Origin of the sequence: Rosenbergiella collisarenosi (genome assembly GCF_018494085.1) — a bacterium.
Lineage (GTDB): Bacteria > Pseudomonadota > Gammaproteobacteria > Enterobacterales > Enterobacteriaceae > Rosenbergiella > Rosenbergiella collisarenosi.
In genome coordinates this window covers 39,537-53,139 of record NZ_JABBFP010000007.1, presented here as the reverse complement: position 1 = coordinate 53,139, position 13,603 = coordinate 39,537, and the positions used below count along the sequence as shown (strand labels likewise).

15 protein-coding genes are annotated in these 13,603 nt (G+C 47.8%); 4 read left to right on the top strand and 11 right to left on the bottom strand.

All coding sequences use genetic code 11. The annotated features are described in order from the left end of the window. Nucleotides 1-13 precede the first annotated feature (13 nt). Nucleotides 14-820, top strand: a complete 807-nt coding sequence (gene yigL / locus HGT70_RS11565) for a sugar/pyridoxal phosphate phosphatase YigL (protein ID WP_071432537.1) — start codon at nt 14-16, stop codon at nt 818-820. A gap of 42 nt (nt 821-862) precedes the next feature. Here yigL and glpQ read toward each other — a convergent pair whose 3' ends face one another. From glpQ to metR, 3 genes are all read right to left on the bottom strand, one after another. After that, on the bottom strand, nt 863-1,924 hold the full coding sequence (gene glpQ, locus HGT70_RS11560; protein WP_071432535.1) for a glycerophosphodiester phosphodiesterase: 1,062 nt from the start codon (nt 1,922-1,924) through the stop codon (nt 863-865). Between the two features lie 9 nt (nt 1,925-1,933). After that, on the bottom strand, nt 1,934-3,283 hold the full coding sequence (gene glpT, locus HGT70_RS11555) for a glycerol-3-phosphate transporter (protein ID WP_214195913.1): 1,350 nt from the start codon (nt 3,281-3,283) through the stop codon (nt 1,934-1,936). Between the two features lie 130 nt (nt 3,284-3,413). Further along, a complete protein-coding gene (gene metR / locus HGT70_RS11550) occupies nt 3,414-4,331 on the bottom strand; it encodes an HTH-type transcriptional regulator MetR (protein WP_071432531.1) in 918 nt (305 codons plus the stop codon). Between the two features lie 334 nt (nt 4,332-4,665). Between metR and HGT70_RS11545 the strand changes: the two genes are divergently transcribed. After that, nucleotides 4,666-4,983, top strand: coding sequence for a hypothetical protein (locus HGT70_RS11545; protein WP_071432529.1), 318 nt, complete (start codon nt 4,666-4,668; stop codon nt 4,981-4,983). A 49-nt stretch (nt 4,984-5,032) separates the two neighbouring features. Here HGT70_RS11545 and HGT70_RS11540 read toward each other — a convergent pair whose 3' ends face one another. The 8 genes from HGT70_RS11540 to HGT70_RS11505 form a co-directional block, all read right to left on the bottom strand. Next, nucleotides 5,033-5,554 (bottom strand): tetratricopeptide repeat protein, encoded by a 522-nt coding sequence (locus HGT70_RS11540; protein ID WP_214195911.1) that lies wholly within the window; start codon nt 5,552-5,554, stop codon nt 5,033-5,035. A 132-nt stretch (nt 5,555-5,686) separates the two neighbouring features. Next, nucleotides 5,687-7,768 carry a flagellar biosynthesis protein FlhA gene (locus HGT70_RS11535; RefSeq protein ID WP_071432525.1) on the bottom strand — a complete coding sequence of 694 codons (2,082 nt, stop codon included), beginning with the start codon at nt 7,766-7,768 and terminating at the stop codon, nt 5,687-5,689. Further along, nucleotides 7,761-8,885 carry a flagellar biosynthesis protein FlhB gene (flhB, locus tag HGT70_RS11530; RefSeq protein ID WP_071432523.1) on the bottom strand — a complete coding sequence of 375 codons (1,125 nt, stop codon included), beginning with the start codon at nt 8,883-8,885 and terminating at the stop codon, nt 7,761-7,763. Before flhB ends, HGT70_RS11535 begins: the two co-directional genes overlap by 8 nt. Further along, nucleotides 8,869-9,651 (bottom strand): flagellar biosynthetic protein FliR, encoded by a 783-nt coding sequence (locus HGT70_RS11525; protein WP_071432521.1) that lies wholly within the window; start codon nt 9,649-9,651, stop codon nt 8,869-8,871. The genes flhB and HGT70_RS11525 overlap by 17 nt, the downstream gene beginning before the upstream one ends. 6 nt (nt 9,652-9,657) lie before the next feature. Continuing rightward, a complete protein-coding gene (fliQ, locus tag HGT70_RS11520; RefSeq protein ID WP_071432519.1) occupies nt 9,658-9,930 on the bottom strand; it encodes a flagellar biosynthesis protein FliQ in 273 nt (90 codons plus the stop codon). A gap of 1 nt (nt 9,931) precedes the next feature. Then, the gene (gene fliP / locus HGT70_RS11515; protein ID WP_071432517.1) at nt 9,932-10,681 is read right to left on the bottom strand and encodes a flagellar type III secretion system pore protein FliP; all 750 of its coding nucleotides are present in this window, start codon (nt 10,679-10,681) and stop codon (nt 9,932-9,934) included. Continuing rightward, nucleotides 10,678-11,058: a FliM/FliN family flagellar motor switch protein gene (locus tag HGT70_RS11510; RefSeq protein WP_071432515.1), complete on the bottom strand. Its 381-nt coding sequence runs from the start codon at nt 11,056-11,058 to the stop codon at nt 10,678-10,680. The genes fliP and HGT70_RS11510 overlap by 4 nt, the downstream gene beginning before the upstream one ends. A gap of 3 nt (nt 11,059-11,061) precedes the next feature. Further along, nucleotides 11,062-11,916, bottom strand: coding sequence for a FliM/FliN family flagellar motor switch protein (locus tag HGT70_RS11505; protein WP_214195910.1), 855 nt, complete (start codon nt 11,914-11,916; stop codon nt 11,062-11,064). Nucleotides 11,917-12,265: 349 nt separating this feature from the next. Between HGT70_RS11505 and HGT70_RS11500 the strand changes: the two genes are divergently transcribed. Further along, nucleotides 12,266-13,258 carry a sigma-54 interaction domain-containing protein gene (locus HGT70_RS11500; RefSeq protein ID WP_214195909.1) on the top strand — a complete coding sequence of 331 codons (993 nt, stop codon included), beginning with the start codon at nt 12,266-12,268 and terminating at the stop codon, nt 13,256-13,258. A 20-nt stretch (nt 13,259-13,278) separates the two neighbouring features. Continuing rightward, nucleotides 13,279-13,599, top strand: a complete 321-nt coding sequence (fliE, locus tag HGT70_RS11495) for a flagellar hook-basal body complex protein FliE (protein ID WP_071432509.1) — start codon at nt 13,279-13,281, stop codon at nt 13,597-13,599. Nucleotides 13,600-13,603: the final 4 nt, after the last annotated feature.

Sequence of the window (13,603 nt, the reverse complement as noted above, 5' to 3'; positions counted from 1 at the left end):
TTGAGAGGTCGTCATGTACCAAATAGTTGCTTCTGATCTCGATGGCACACTGCTTTCGCCAGAGCATTCACTGACCGAGTTTGCTACGCAAACCCTGCAGCGGGTCACAGAAAAAGGGATCTCCTTTGTCTTTGCTACGGGGCGTCACCACGTCGACGTCGGCCAGATCCGTGAAAAACTGGGTATCGATGCCTACATGATTACGTCAAATGGGGCTCGCGTTCATGATATGCAGGGTAATTTGGTCTTTGCCCATAATCTGGATCAGACTATCGCGAAGGAACTGATTGCGTTGAGTTATCAAGATCCCGATATCCTTACGCAAATTTATCGTGACGATGAGTGGTTTATTGCCCGCGAGTGTCAAGATGAAGCTTCGTTCTTCATGGAGTCAGATTTTCGCTATCAGCTCTATCAACCAGCAGATTTCTCCGTCGAAGGCGTGAGTAAAGTCTTCTTTACCTGTAACGATCATCAGCGCCTCGTCGTCCTTGAAGAGGCGCTGGTCGCCCGCTTCGGCGATAGCGTTAACGTCAGCTTTTCGCTGCCCATCTGCTTAGAAGTTATGGCAGGCGGCGTCTCTAAAGGCCACGCATTGGAGAACGTCTCCCGCCGGCTGGGTTATGGATTGCAGGACTGTATCGCCTTTGGCGACGGAATGAACGATAAAGAGATGCTCAGTATGGCGGGAAAGGGATGCATCATGGAGAACGGGCAACAGCGTCTAAAGGATCTATTACCTGAGCTGGCGGTTATCGGTAATAATGGACAAGATGCTGTGCCTCGCTTCCTAAGACAGCTCTATGCCGTTGCCGAGTAAACATGAGTTAAGGCTGCCCTATAAATCAGCAGCCTTTATTACTCAGTGTGAAAGTGGGTGGTTGGCCAGCCATGTAACTGCTTTATCAGGGAAATCGGTAAATAACCCTGCAACATCGGCTTGTTGATAGAGGATTTGATATAACTCGTCGACGTTGGACACGTAACTCGGGAGCTGATCGGCACGAACGGTATAGGGGTGAATAGGTAAATTTGCTCGGTGTGCCGCGGCCACCATTGGTGTTAATTGGATATGGCCGCGAGAAGAACCCTTATCAATTAACATATGGTAATCAGGGCCGATGCCATCGACGGTCTTAGAGAGCTTATCGATGCCTTCAGGCGTCATCATCCATCCGTAATCATAATTACGCCACTCACCGTTCTGCAGTGTCTGCGTCTCTTTGTCCTGCGTATAGGCAATCAATTGTACCCGTTTGAGGTCCATGCCCAACTGCGGCTCCAGCGTTTGTTTTATTCGCTGTAACTCGTCATAGTCAAAACATTGCAGCCAGACATTATCGGTAGTTTTCGTGTAGCCGTATTCTTTGAGCGTGGTGAGTATCGCCTTACTAATGTCTTTACCCTCTTTTCGATGGAACCACGGCGATTTAATTTCGGTATATATCCCGATATTCTTTCCCGTCGAGTGGTTAAGTCCTTGGATAAAGGCTAACTCCTCAGCCAAAGTATGAATGCTAAACGTTGAGTGATTCATCGGGAAACGCCCGGGATAGTTCTGTACCTGTTGCTTACCTTCGAGATGAAATCCCTCGGTAAAGTGTAGCTGTTTGATTTCTGCCAGGGTGAAGTCGATAGCGTAGTAGCGGCCATCTTGACGATGGCGCTGTGGAAACTGCTGTGCAACGTCCGTCACGCGATCCAGATAGTGATCGTGTAGCACAATCAGTTGGTCGTCTCGCGTCATGACAACGTCCTGCTCAAGGAAATCGGCGCCTTGTGCATAAGCCATCGCTTTAGCGGGTAAAGTGTGTTCCGGTAGGTAGCCACTGGCCCCGCGATGGGCGATAACCAGCTTTTCTGCGTCGGCTTGTGCCACTAAGCTACAGGACAGTAGTGCTAGACCGGTAAACAAGTATTTCATTCTGCTCTCCTATCCCTGTTGTTGGAGTTTCGCTTTATGCTTCTTTTCGCTCAATGTCGTCAGCAGCAATAAAAAGACGGCCAACACAGATCCTACAATCATGACTAAGAAGCCACCATCCCAGCCAAAGTAATCGACGGTATAGCCGACGATAGCACTGGCTGCGACAGAGCCACCTAAATAACCAAAGAGTCCGGTAAAGCCAGCGGCGGTACCCGCTGCCTTTTTAGGTGCCAGCTCCAGCGCATGGAGTCCGATCAACATGACGGGTCCGTAAATCAGGAAACCGATGACGGTCATACAGGCCATATCGATACCGGGATGCCCAGCAGGATTTAACCAATACACGATGGTCGCGACGGTAACCAAGCTCATAAAAATAACGCCGGTAATCCCCCGGTTTCCCTTAAAGACTTTATCGGAAACCCATCCGCAGAGTAACGTGCCTGGAATACCGGCATACTCATAGAAGAAATAGGCCCATGACGATTTATCGAGGGTAAAATGTTTAACTTCTTTCAAATAAGTCGGCGACCAGTCGAGGATGCCGTAACGCAGCAAGTAGACAAATACGTTCGCTAAGGCGATATACCAAAGAAGCTTATTAGGCAGAATGTATTGGCTGAAGATCTGCTTAGTGGTGAGTTCGGTCTCACTCTCGGCGCTATAGTTTGGCGGGTAATCATTTTTATAGGCCTCGATGGGCGGAAGGCCACAAGATTGCGGGGTGTCACGCATTAGCGCGAAGGCGATGAGCGCAATGATAATCGCCAAAAATGCAGGCATATAGAAGGCTGCCTTCCAATCTCCGAACCACATCATCCCGAGCAAAAAGAGCAGTGGTGGAATACCCCCTCCTACATTGTGCGCGCAGTTCCATACCGAGACGATTCCGCCACGCTCTTTTTGTGACCACCAGTGAACCATCGTTCTCCCACAAGGCGGCCAACCCATCCCTTGAAACCACCCACATAGAAAGAGTAAGAAGAACATCACCATGATGCTAGAGGTTGCCCAAGGAACGAAGCCCATCATCAACATGACGAGTGCCGCTAAAATAAGTCCTGCGGGTAAAAAATAGCGGGGGTTAGAACGATCCGAGACAGATCCCATAATGAATTTGGAAAATCCATAGGCGATCGAAATGCCTGAGAGGGCAAAGCCAAGATCCCCGCGACTAAAGCCTTGTTCGACCAAGGAAGGGATCGCTAAGGCGAAGTTTTTACGGACTAAGTAGTAAGCGGCATAGCCAAAGAAGATCCCAATGAAGATTTGCCAGCGCATGCGCCGATAAGTGGGATCGATAAGCTTCTCAGCGAGGGGTGGCGCGTGTTGGGCCGGTTTAAATAGAGTGAACATCGTCTTCTCCCTAATCGGATGGACACGAAAGAGACCTTTCGTGTGGGCAAACCGCAAGGGTAGCGATTATTGGGGTAAGGAATGTTGACCGACCCCGCAAATGTTACAAAATATTTAAATTTGTGTGTGCTTAGGCGGTGACTAACGCACCCGATGCATCACGCACGAATGGAAGTTGCCGCGCGTGTTGTTGGGCATGACTAATAAAGGCTTCGATCATCGGCTGACGATTTTCACCTTCGCGAGTTGCCGCATAGAGACGGCTCCATAAGCCGTTATCAAGCGTTCTCGTTACCACTAGCTGTTGTCGTTCAACATTCTCTACTACCCAATGGGGGAGGGCGGAGATCCCCATATTGGCGGAAACCATCTGAATAAGAAGTAAGGTGTTATCGACGGTTTTCAGAGAGGGAACAATGCCTGCCGGCTGTAGAAAATGCCGCCAGATATCCATTCGTTGGCGCTGCACCGGATAGATAAGTAGGGTTTCGTCGTGAAGATCCTCGGGCAGAATAACGGGTTTTGTTGCGAGAGGATGCCCGACCGCTACGACTAACCTGACTTCATAATCGAAGAGGGGCGTATAGTGTAAGTGACTTTTGGGTAAGATGTCCGAGGTTAATACTAGGTCTAACTCGCCTTGCTGTAACGCGGGTTGAGGATCAAACGTCACTCCCGATGCGAATTCAACGGAAACCTGTGGCCATTGTTCACGGAAACTATTTAAGGCTGGGGTCATCCACTGAATACAGCTGTGGCACTCTATCGCAATGCGTAAGGTAGTGCGTTGCGGAGCCTGACAGGCCTGAAGCGCTTGATGGACTTGGGGTAAAACACTATCGGCGAGTTGGAGTAATACCTCGCCTTGACGAGTAAAGCGTAATGGCTGGCTTTTGCGGATAAAAAGCTTGAATCCTAACCGCTGTTCGATATCGCTGAATTGGTGCGATAACGCTGATTGAGTTTGATGCAAATGAGCGGCTGCAGCAGCTAAGGAGCCTGTCTGTTTTAAGGCCTGCAGGGTTTTCAGATGCTTTATCTCGATCATGACTGGGCTATACCTTAGGAAACATTACTCTTCTCATCGTAGCAACTACTGTACTGATTATTATTAGGTGTGTAAACATCTGGATGTCTAAACATCTACGATAAATTATTTCAGTTTGATAAGGAATTTTCCTCAACTTACCGGCTAACCACCGCAGTGAACGCGTCGTTGAGAGCCCTTGTTTTATTCAGGCCCCTGAATCTTGACGTTTAGCCATTGATTACATAGATTTTAGGGAAGGAATCGCTGAGAAAGCGTGAGCGCCAATTTTACCCTTGCGGATGGCTGCACTAATGGACAATCACTGAAATGATTAAGGAAAAACGATAACACTATGGATAACAATCAGTTAATGCTCTGTGAAGCGACCCGGACTCATAATGCAGAGTGGGAAACCTATTTAATGTGGGCGGCGGACAGCTTCCAATTGAGCTTAGGCGGGCTTGCTACTCGCTCCCTGTTAGAAAATAAAAAATTAACTCAGCTCATCCCTACCTCGACATCCGCTGCGGCTCAGCACGATCTCGCTCTGTTAGAATCTTTTGAGGAGTATGAGTATCCTAATGAGATTGGCCCGTGCATCTATGATATCCACGGTGGATGTTTGGCGGAGAACGAGTGGTTCGTACAACGATTAGACAGTGCGCGATAATCCCCTACCTCACCCATCGATTGGGTGCAGGCAGAAGTTCAACGAGGCGTTATTTTTTGATTTGATTGCGGGCGCTGCATCCTACAACGTTACCCTTTTTACAGGCTAAGATCGCGTATTGACGAGCCTTCGCTGGGTCCTTGTCGATACCGCGACCATAGCGGTAAAGATTAGACAGATAGAGGTAAGACGTTGCATCGCCCAACTCGGCGCCTTGCTGATAAAGTTCGCGCGCGCGCGTAAGATCCTGCGGTACGGCGTAACCATTCTCAAACATATGACCGAGTGCGCTGTAAGCGGCCGGTTTTTTTAGCCCGGTTGCTAACTGGTAAAAGCGCAAAGCCTGCGAATAGTAATGACTTCCCCGTAGCTCGTACATCGTTCCCGCCGCAATACACTCTTCCCCCTGTTGCTGTTCACAGGCTTTTATATGTTGGTCCAATTCGGCTTGTTGAGGATAAACCGCAGTGGGGGAGGAGGACGAAAAATAATCCATAAAGTGGTGATAGGTACTACAGCCCGAAAGGGTTAATGCCAATGCTGCCACACTGGCAGGGAGTGAAAATTTCATAGGCCCTCTCATTTATCATTGATCTTGCAGGCGGTCGAGCCCTGCGGTGAATGAGAGGAGTTTACTCCTATACAGCATGAAACGCTTTGCGTAGCTATCTGAAAGCGCTCGATGTGGCTTGAAAATTTTTTATTACGTCAAGTGTCCGCGTATTGTCACTTCACGATCTTCAGGCACCTCATTGTAGGACAACACAAAGAGTTCAGTGGAAAAAGAACGTGCGTAACGTGCCAGTAACGGTCTTAGGGCCGGTGGAACAATAAGTACCGGGGGTAAATTTTCTGCTTTCATTTGTTGGGTAATCAACGGCATATTCGTCTGCAGTTGTGACAGCAAATGGGGATCGAGCGGAATATTATCCAGTTCCTTATTACCGGCTGCTTGTTGCGCTCTTAAGAGTAGATTTTCTAGTTCATCGCTTAACGTAAAGACGGCGAATTGTGGGCGATCTTTATTGATGCCTTGTACGATTTGTCTGCGCAATGCATAGCGGACGTCGGCGGCAAGCAGTAGTGGATCTTTGGTCACCAGGTGGCCCGTCAAGAGTGCGGTCGCGATAGTCACGATATCTTTTAGACTGACTCCGTCGAGGAGTAAGGAGCGGTAAATACGTAATTGCTGCGAATAGTTTAACGCGTGGAGTAAATCCTCGCTTAACTTAGGCGCCTGTGCAGATAAGCGCTTATGCAGCTGGGTAATATCATCGTACTGAAACAGTTCTGGGAGATACAACTTGGCGACTTTGTTTACATGCGTGGCGATAACACTCGCACAATCCACCACTTGATAACCGAAGCGTAAGGCTTGGCTTTTTTGTGACGGCTCGATCCATATTGCGGACATCCCATAGGCTGGATCCGTTCCTAATATTCCATCCAGCTCACCGTAAATTTCGTTACTGGCGAGCGCCATGAGTCTATCAGCATGGACTTCGCCGACGGCGGCTTGAATACCTTGTACGCTGATACTGTATTGCGTGGGTTTTAAACGAAAATTTTCTCTTACCTGTATCTCTGGTAATAAGACGCCGCTATTTTCTGAGAGGATCTGGCGTACGCCACTAATCCGTTGTGAGAGCAATCCACCCTGCGGTTGGTTGATGAGGTTAACTAACTTGTAGCCTAAGTTTAGGCCGAGCGGCTCGGTCTGAGAGAGGTTTTCCCACTCTAAGCGAGGAGCCTGGATGTCGGCCTGTTGCTCAATCTCCATCGGGGCCATCGTGTTTGCCGCGACGACACGTTTCGACTGACGCCAGCCCGCAAAGGCTAGCAATAAGGTGAAACTAAGAAAAGCGATGTGCGGCATACCCGGTACTACCGCCATAGCAAGCATAATGCCTGCGACGGTGTAGAGTACCGTCGGTTGAGCTAGCAGCTGCTCGCGAACCTCGTGACGAATATCCTGTCCATCACTGACTCGCGTCACGATAATGGCTGCGGCGGTAGAGAGTAGTAAAGAGGGCAGTTGTGCCACAAGACCGTCACCAATGGTCAGTAGGACATACTGCTGAAAGGCGTGGCTGGCATCGAGCTGATACTTCACCATTCCGATGGCAATACCGCCTACCATATTGATTACAAGAATTAACATGCCAGCGATAGCATCACCGCGCACAAACTTGGATGCACCATCCATTGAACCATAGAAATCGGCTTCACGAGTCACCTCAGCTCGGCGTTCACGTGCCTGCGCTTGGGTAATTGCCCCTGCATTCAGTTCGGCATCAATGGCCATCTGTTTGCCAGGCATGGCATCAAGGGTAAAACGGGCAGAAACCTCAGAAATACGCTCCGCACCTTTGGTGATAACGACGAAGTTAACAATCATCAAGATGATGAAAACGACTAAGCCAACGACGAAATCCCCCCCGATAACGACTTGGCCGAACGCCTCGATAACCTTACCGGCAGCCCCCTCGCCCTCATGGCCATGGAGCAAGACCACACGGGTGGAGGCGACATTTAAGGATAGGCGAAGCAACGTCGTGATCAGCAGTAGCGTAGGGAAAATACTAAAATCGAGTGGACGCTGAGCATTCACCGAGACGAGAAGTATTAAAATGGCTAATACGATATTAAAGGTAAAGAGGCAGTCGAGGACAATCGGCGCTAGAGGTAAAATGACCATGGATAGGACCGATAGAATGAGAATCGGTAGCCCCACAGGAAATTTCTTAGCGGCACTGAGCCACGGGGTGAGTTGGAATTTATTCACTAAATTGTCCTTCGACGGGTAGCGATAATGATTGATTGATACGTGGTTTTTGTAACGTCTGATCGGCACGCCAGCGCTGAAGCTGCATCACGTAAGTGAGCACATGAGCAATAGCTTGATATAGCTGGTGGGGAATTTGTTGGTTAACCCGTGTTGAGGCATAAACGGCTCTTGCGAGCGGAGGAAACTCAACAACTTCAATCGCATGTTCTTGGCCTAGCTGGCGAATATAGAGCGCGAGGTCGTCAATACCTTTTGCCACGACGTACGGGGCCGAGGCTGCCTGCGGGTCGTATTTGAGTGCCACCGCATAATGTGTTGGGTTTGTGATGATCACATTCGCTTGCGGCACGCTAGTACGCAATTGGCCTTGCGCGATTTGCCGCTGTAATTGCCGTAGGCGCCCTTTTATCTGTGGGTTACCCTCGGTATTTTTAAACTCATCTTTTACTTCTTGCCGGCTCATTCGCATTTTACGCTGAAACTGATAGCGACTTAATGGCCATTCGAGTAAAGCAAAGCCACACATCAGCAGTACAAAATAGCCAAACAGCTTAACCGTCAGTTTCAAACTTACCGCCAGCACTATCGGCCAACTTAATCGTGAAAGAAGCATTATCGCGGAGAGGTTGTGACGAAGTAGTAGCACTAACATCGATAAGATAATAATGCTCTTAACGATCACTTTGCTCAGTTCAACGAGATTATCCACTGCGACAAGACGAGCGAGACCAGAAAGTGGATTGAGTCGCTTCAGATCAGGAAGTAATTTATGGAGACTGAATATCCAGCCGCCGCTCATTAGCGCCACTAGGCTTGCAATGAGCGGAACGCTACAAAAGCTCAGCACGATCAGCAGTATTAGCCGCAATGCGCTCCCAACGATTGAAAGTAGAGTATCGTCAGTATAGGGAGTCGCAAGTTCAAGAGGGAGGCGTCGGAAAAATTCAGCGATCAGATGCCAGTACCACGGGGCCAAAATAACTAGCGTGGCAAAGGCACTGGCTAAAGAGACGGCAGAAGAGAGTTCTTTCGCACGACCGGCGTCACCTTTTTCCCGCGCTTTTTTGAGCTTAGCGGGGGTGGCTTTTTCTGTTTTATCACTGGCCTGAGACATTTGCCCCCCGCAAGAGATCAAATTGATGAATTATCTGGTTGGTGAGGGAGAGGTAGTGTTCGGATAAAGACGGTATGAGCAAGGCTATGCCGACAATCCCAGCAAGGGTCGCTAATGGGAACCCTAATGAGAAGAGATTGAGGGTCGGAGAGACCTTATTTAATAATCCGAAACCCGCCTGAATGAGTAACATAATTACCGTCGAAGGCAGGGCGATGATCACTGCAGCGGAAACAATCCAGCCGAAACTACTGATATACACCTGATACGTCGGCCAGCTAAGCGCAGCGCCAATTGGCCAGTAGATAAAGCCTTTATACAGCACAGTGACCAGAAGCAGGTGTCCATTGGCCGCGAAGAAAATAAGCATCATCGTTAGGTTAAATAGCTGAGAGATCAGAGTATTACTCGTACCATTAACAGGATCGTTTTGAACGGCCATCGATAGTCCCATATTCATGGCAATAATCTGTCCAGCCGTCTGTAATGATGAAAAGGCGAACTGTAGCAGCTGGCCAAAAATGGCTCCCCAACCGATTTGTTCTACGACTAACCAGAGCATGGTACTCGAGAGCAGCGCAGGTAATGGCGGCGGATTGAGCAGGGGGCCGATCAATGCGGTGAGAACGAGCGAAAGAAGTAACCGAATTTTCCGAGAAATCAGCGAACTTTCAGCTAATGGACTGAACTGTAAAAAAGCCAATATCCGTACCCAAGGCAGCAGTAGGGTAAGCAATTGACTATAAAAGCCGGTTAAATCGAGCATGAGTGACTATCCAGTCAGAGAGCCAGCTTGATGAAATAACAGCTCAGTAAAGTCGATCAATTTGATCAATATCCACTTACCTGCCACGATCAAAACCAGTAATGTGACCACTAAGCGTGGGAGAAAACTCAGTGTCTGTTCGTTAATTTGTGTCGCTGCTTGGAAAATACTGACACATAAGCCTACCACTAACCCGGGCAAAATAATTACCGCTGAGATGAGCAATACCAATTGAATAGCGCTTCCCATCTGGTCGCTAATACTGTCCAGCGTAAACATGTCAAAATCCCTGAATACTATGCGTTAACGTACCCGTGATTAACGTCCAGCCATCACACAATACAAATAGCAGGAGTTTGAAAGGAAGAGAGACGACCATCGGCGATAACATCATCATACCCATTGCCATTAAAATACTGGAAACGATCAGGTCGATGACTAAAAACGGAAGATAGATCATAAAGCCGATTTGAAAGGCGGTTTTTAGCTCGCTCAATAGATAGGCGGGAGTGATAACCGTTAGATCTAGGTTCTGTGGGTCGCCACTAACCTTGGCAATACTCATGATTTGTGCGAGAGCCGGCTTGCTGGTTTGGGCCAGCATAAACTTCTTTAGGGGGGAGCTGGCTCGCTGTAAAGCTTCGGTTAAAGAGATTTGTTCAGCCTGGTAGGGCTGAATGGCTTGCTGGTTAATGGTCGTCCAGACCGGGCGCATGACCAATAGCGTGAGGCACAATGCGATACCAGTGAGTACCTTGTTAGGCGGAGTTTGCTGTAAGCCTAAGGCTTGACGTAGTATCGCTAATACGATGATAAAACGCGTAAAACTTGTCATCATCAGTACCATGATCGGTAAGAGTCCCAGCAATGTCATCAACGCCAATATTTCTATATTAACACTATATTGCTGAGTACCGTTGGCACCCTGTGTCGTAAACAGCGGTAACCCCGCATCTGCGGCGAATGCCGGAAATGAAAAGAGTAATGTTAACGCGAGTAATCCACACAGTCCCCGAGTACCGAGATTCATGGTGCTAGGTCACTCAACGATTGTCCGGTGAATTCTATAATTCGTAATCCATACTTATCATTGACGACGACAACTTCGGCTTTACCGAAGAGGACACCGTTGACTTTTAAATCGAGTGGCTCGCCCGCCATCTTATTTAATTCAATCACAGAGCTATTATCGATTGCTAAAAGCTCTGCTAATGAGACATTCACTGACGCAACTTCGAGGGTTAACGTCAAAGGGATACGATTGAATAGCTGTCTTTTTCGTTCTTCGACTTTTCGTTGCGTGTGATCGCTGCTCCCTACGGTATCAGCGGAGGGAGCAGTCAGATCGTCCAAGGTGATGTCGTCCAGAGAAAAAGCGGACGGAGTATTATTATCATCGTAGTTCATGCTTTACCTGGTGTAATGGTCAATAAATTCTGACAAGACAAGCTGTCCTTGATGCTCAGAAACTTTGGCTTGAAATAGGACTTCATCACCAAGGATAACGGGGACTGATTCGGTCAGGAAAATAGGTAATACATCGTCGACCTTCAATGCCAGCAGCCGCTCGAGTGTAATAGGAAGACTCGCGAGTTGAGCATTTAGCGTAAAAGGAACTCGTCGTAATTGCCATTCAAGCTGTCCATCCGAGACAGAAAACTGGGCTGGCGAGTCGCTCTCTGGCCTTAATTGGGCAAGGATTTGATCAATTAGCTGATGATCGAAACGTAGCGTTATCACGCCTTGTGAGTAGCCGCGTAACTGAAAAGAGAGTGACCAAGCCCAGTGACTATGTTGCTGGTTATGCTGGGGCTGTAGAGTTACCGGTAATCCCAAGACTTCGGGTGTTAGAAATATTTGGCTGAGTTCGTCACCTAATCGTTCTTGTAATCGTAACTCAGTCTGGGTGATCTCATTGGCGTTTGAGATATCGAGGCTATCGGCTACCCCATAAAAATCGTGTAATAATTTTAATAGTAAAGGGCGGTCAATTTCGAAGGCTATTTTACCGGCGGAACAAGAATATATCTGATGGCACTTTTTATTTTCTTCTATAGAAAAAATAATATTAGCTAGCGAAGTATTTATTCTAAATTTAGTTAGGAAATATCGGCTCACACTGACATCAAAATTATCGTAGTTCTTATTAATATGTTCCGCGAGCTTATGCCAAGGCTTGCCCAGCTGATTGACGGCGAGGGGCAATACGTTGTCGTCAGCCTGAATATTCAGCTTTTTCAATGTTTGTCTGGCAAAAACCATCATCAGCTCAGCGTTTTTATGCGTATTAGATAAATAATACTTAGCATTTAGTAAAGAATTGTTAAGAATATTATGAGATATAGGTTGCGGCTTGCAAGGGTTTTGTTTAAATTTGTATCGGAAGATTCTGGAAATAGATCTATAAGTGAGCAGGTTTAGCGTAATTTATCAGCACAAACAGGCGTATCGACCTGAAGCTGTGACAATCGTTACCGGCAACGCTTTTATTTCGCATAATAAAATAATTCTTACTCAGATCTGCCCATAAAACGAACAAATAAAATCACTATTGCTAATTTGAATGATTAATAAAAATTAGCAAAAAAACTTACTTTACACTTGGGAAATATCAATGAGTACTTATTCTTCTGGGATAAATACTGCTGATGCCGATCTTATTTCGTGCGCTGCGAAGAGCAACGAAACCTTACGTCTAGCGGAAAAAATCGCCAAAGTTAGTGTTCCCGTCCTAATCTATGGTGAGTCCGGTACTGGCAAAGAGTGTGTTGCTCGGTATATACATCGGCAACAATTTGGCACCCTGACGGCAGCACCTTATATCGGTGTCAACTGTGCCGCGATCCCTGATAGTCTATTGGAAGCGACGCTATTCGGCTATGAAAAGGGCGCCTTCACGGGAGCAGTTCAGGCTATGCCAGGTAAATTCGAGCAAGCGAATGGCGGGACGCTACTCCTCGATGAGATAGGCGATATGCCATTATCTCTACAAGTTAAACTGCTAAGAGTGTTACAAGAGCAAGAAGTGGAAAGGTTAGGCAGCACTCGGCGTATCAAGCTCAACGTTAGAGTGATTGCGGCAACCCATCAAGATATCCCGCTGGCTGTCAAAGAGGGGCGATTTCGACAAGACCTCTATTACCGATTAGCCGTATTACCCATTACTATTGCCCCTCTGCGTGAGCGGCCTGAGGATATTCTGCCGCTGGTCAATCATTTCATGCAGAAATATCGCGCCTTTGCTACCACCCCACTCTCTATCCCTGCGTATGTGAACCATGCACTCGTGAGTTACGAGTGGCCGGGTAATGTTCGAGAACTTGAGAATAAGGTACAGCGCGGGATGATTCTTTGCCAGGGTGACACCCTGACAATTGAAGATCTTGGTTTACCTGCAACCCACATATCCTTCAACACACTGCCTAGACTACCCGATGCGACCTCGGGTATCCGGCAGATGGGGAAACAGGTCGAGCAGCAGTATGTCTTAGACGTACTTAAACAATTTAACGGTAACAAAACGCTGACGGCTGAGAAGCTGGGTATCACCCCGCGAGCTTTACGCTACCGACTAAGCTCAATGCGCCAAGCCGGTTTATATCGTTAATTGGGCAGAGGATGTAATAAATGATTATCGATCCCAAAATGTCACCCTTTTCGCCCGCCATCCCGACGGAGACGCTCAGCGCATCATTGCCGATCATTGCTCCACCGTCTAATGATGGGGTGGGGAGCTTCCAGTCCGTATTCTCGCAGGCAGTCGAAAAGGTCAATCAACTTCAGCTAGAAGCCAGTTCGCAACAGCAGGCGATCAATTCTGGTCAGAGTGATGATTTAGCTGGGGCAATGGTCGCCAGCCAACAGGCTAATATTAGCTTTAGCGCGTTACTGCAAGTTCGAAATAAGTTGAACAGTGCACTCGACGATATTTTAAATACCCCTCTTTAGCGCG

Excerpts from the sequence above, each read along its gene's own strand:
- yigL (WP_071432537.1), top strand. The coding sequence starts at position 14 with ATGTACCAAATAGTTGCTTCTGATCTCGATGGCACACTGCTTTCGCCA.
- glpQ (WP_071432535.1), bottom strand. The coding sequence starts at position 1,924 with ATGAAATACTTGTTTACCGGTCTAGCACTACTGTCCTGTAGCTTAGTG.
- glpT (WP_214195913.1), bottom strand. The coding sequence starts at position 3,283 with ATGTTCACTCTATTTAAACCGGCCCAACACGCGCCACCCCTCGCTGAG.
- metR (WP_071432531.1), bottom strand. The coding sequence starts at position 4,331 with ATGATCGAGATAAAGCATCTGAAAACCCTGCAGGCCTTAAAACAGACA.
- HGT70_RS11545 (WP_071432529.1), top strand. The coding sequence starts at position 4,666 with ATGGATAACAATCAGTTAATGCTCTGTGAAGCGACCCGGACTCATAAT.
- HGT70_RS11540 (WP_214195911.1), bottom strand. The coding sequence starts at position 5,554 with ATGAAATTTTCACTCCCTGCCAGTGTGGCAGCATTGGCATTAACCCTT.
- flhB (WP_071432523.1), bottom strand. The coding sequence starts at position 8,885 with ATGTCTCAGGCCAGTGATAAAACAGAAAAAGCCACCCCCGCTAAGCTC.
- HGT70_RS11525 (WP_071432521.1), bottom strand. The coding sequence starts at position 9,651 with ATGCTCGATTTAACCGGCTTTTATAGTCAATTGCTTACCCTACTGCTG.
- fliQ (WP_071432519.1), bottom strand. The coding sequence starts at position 9,930 with ATGTTTACGCTGGACAGTATTAGCGACCAGATGGGAAGCGCTATTCAA.
- fliP (WP_071432517.1), bottom strand. The coding sequence starts at position 10,681 with ATGAATCTCGGTACTCGGGGACTGTGTGGATTACTCGCGTTAACATTA.
- HGT70_RS11510 (WP_071432515.1), bottom strand. The coding sequence starts at position 11,058 with ATGAACTACGATGATAATAATACTCCGTCCGCTTTTTCTCTGGACGAC.
- HGT70_RS11505 (WP_214195910.1), bottom strand. The coding sequence starts at position 11,916 with ATGATGGTTTTTGCCAGACAAACATTGAAAAAGCTGAATATTCAGGCT.
- HGT70_RS11500 (WP_214195909.1), top strand. The coding sequence starts at position 12,266 with ATGAGTACTTATTCTTCTGGGATAAATACTGCTGATGCCGATCTTATT.
- fliE (WP_071432509.1), top strand. The coding sequence starts at position 13,279 with ATGATTATCGATCCCAAAATGTCACCCTTTTCGCCCGCCATCCCGACG.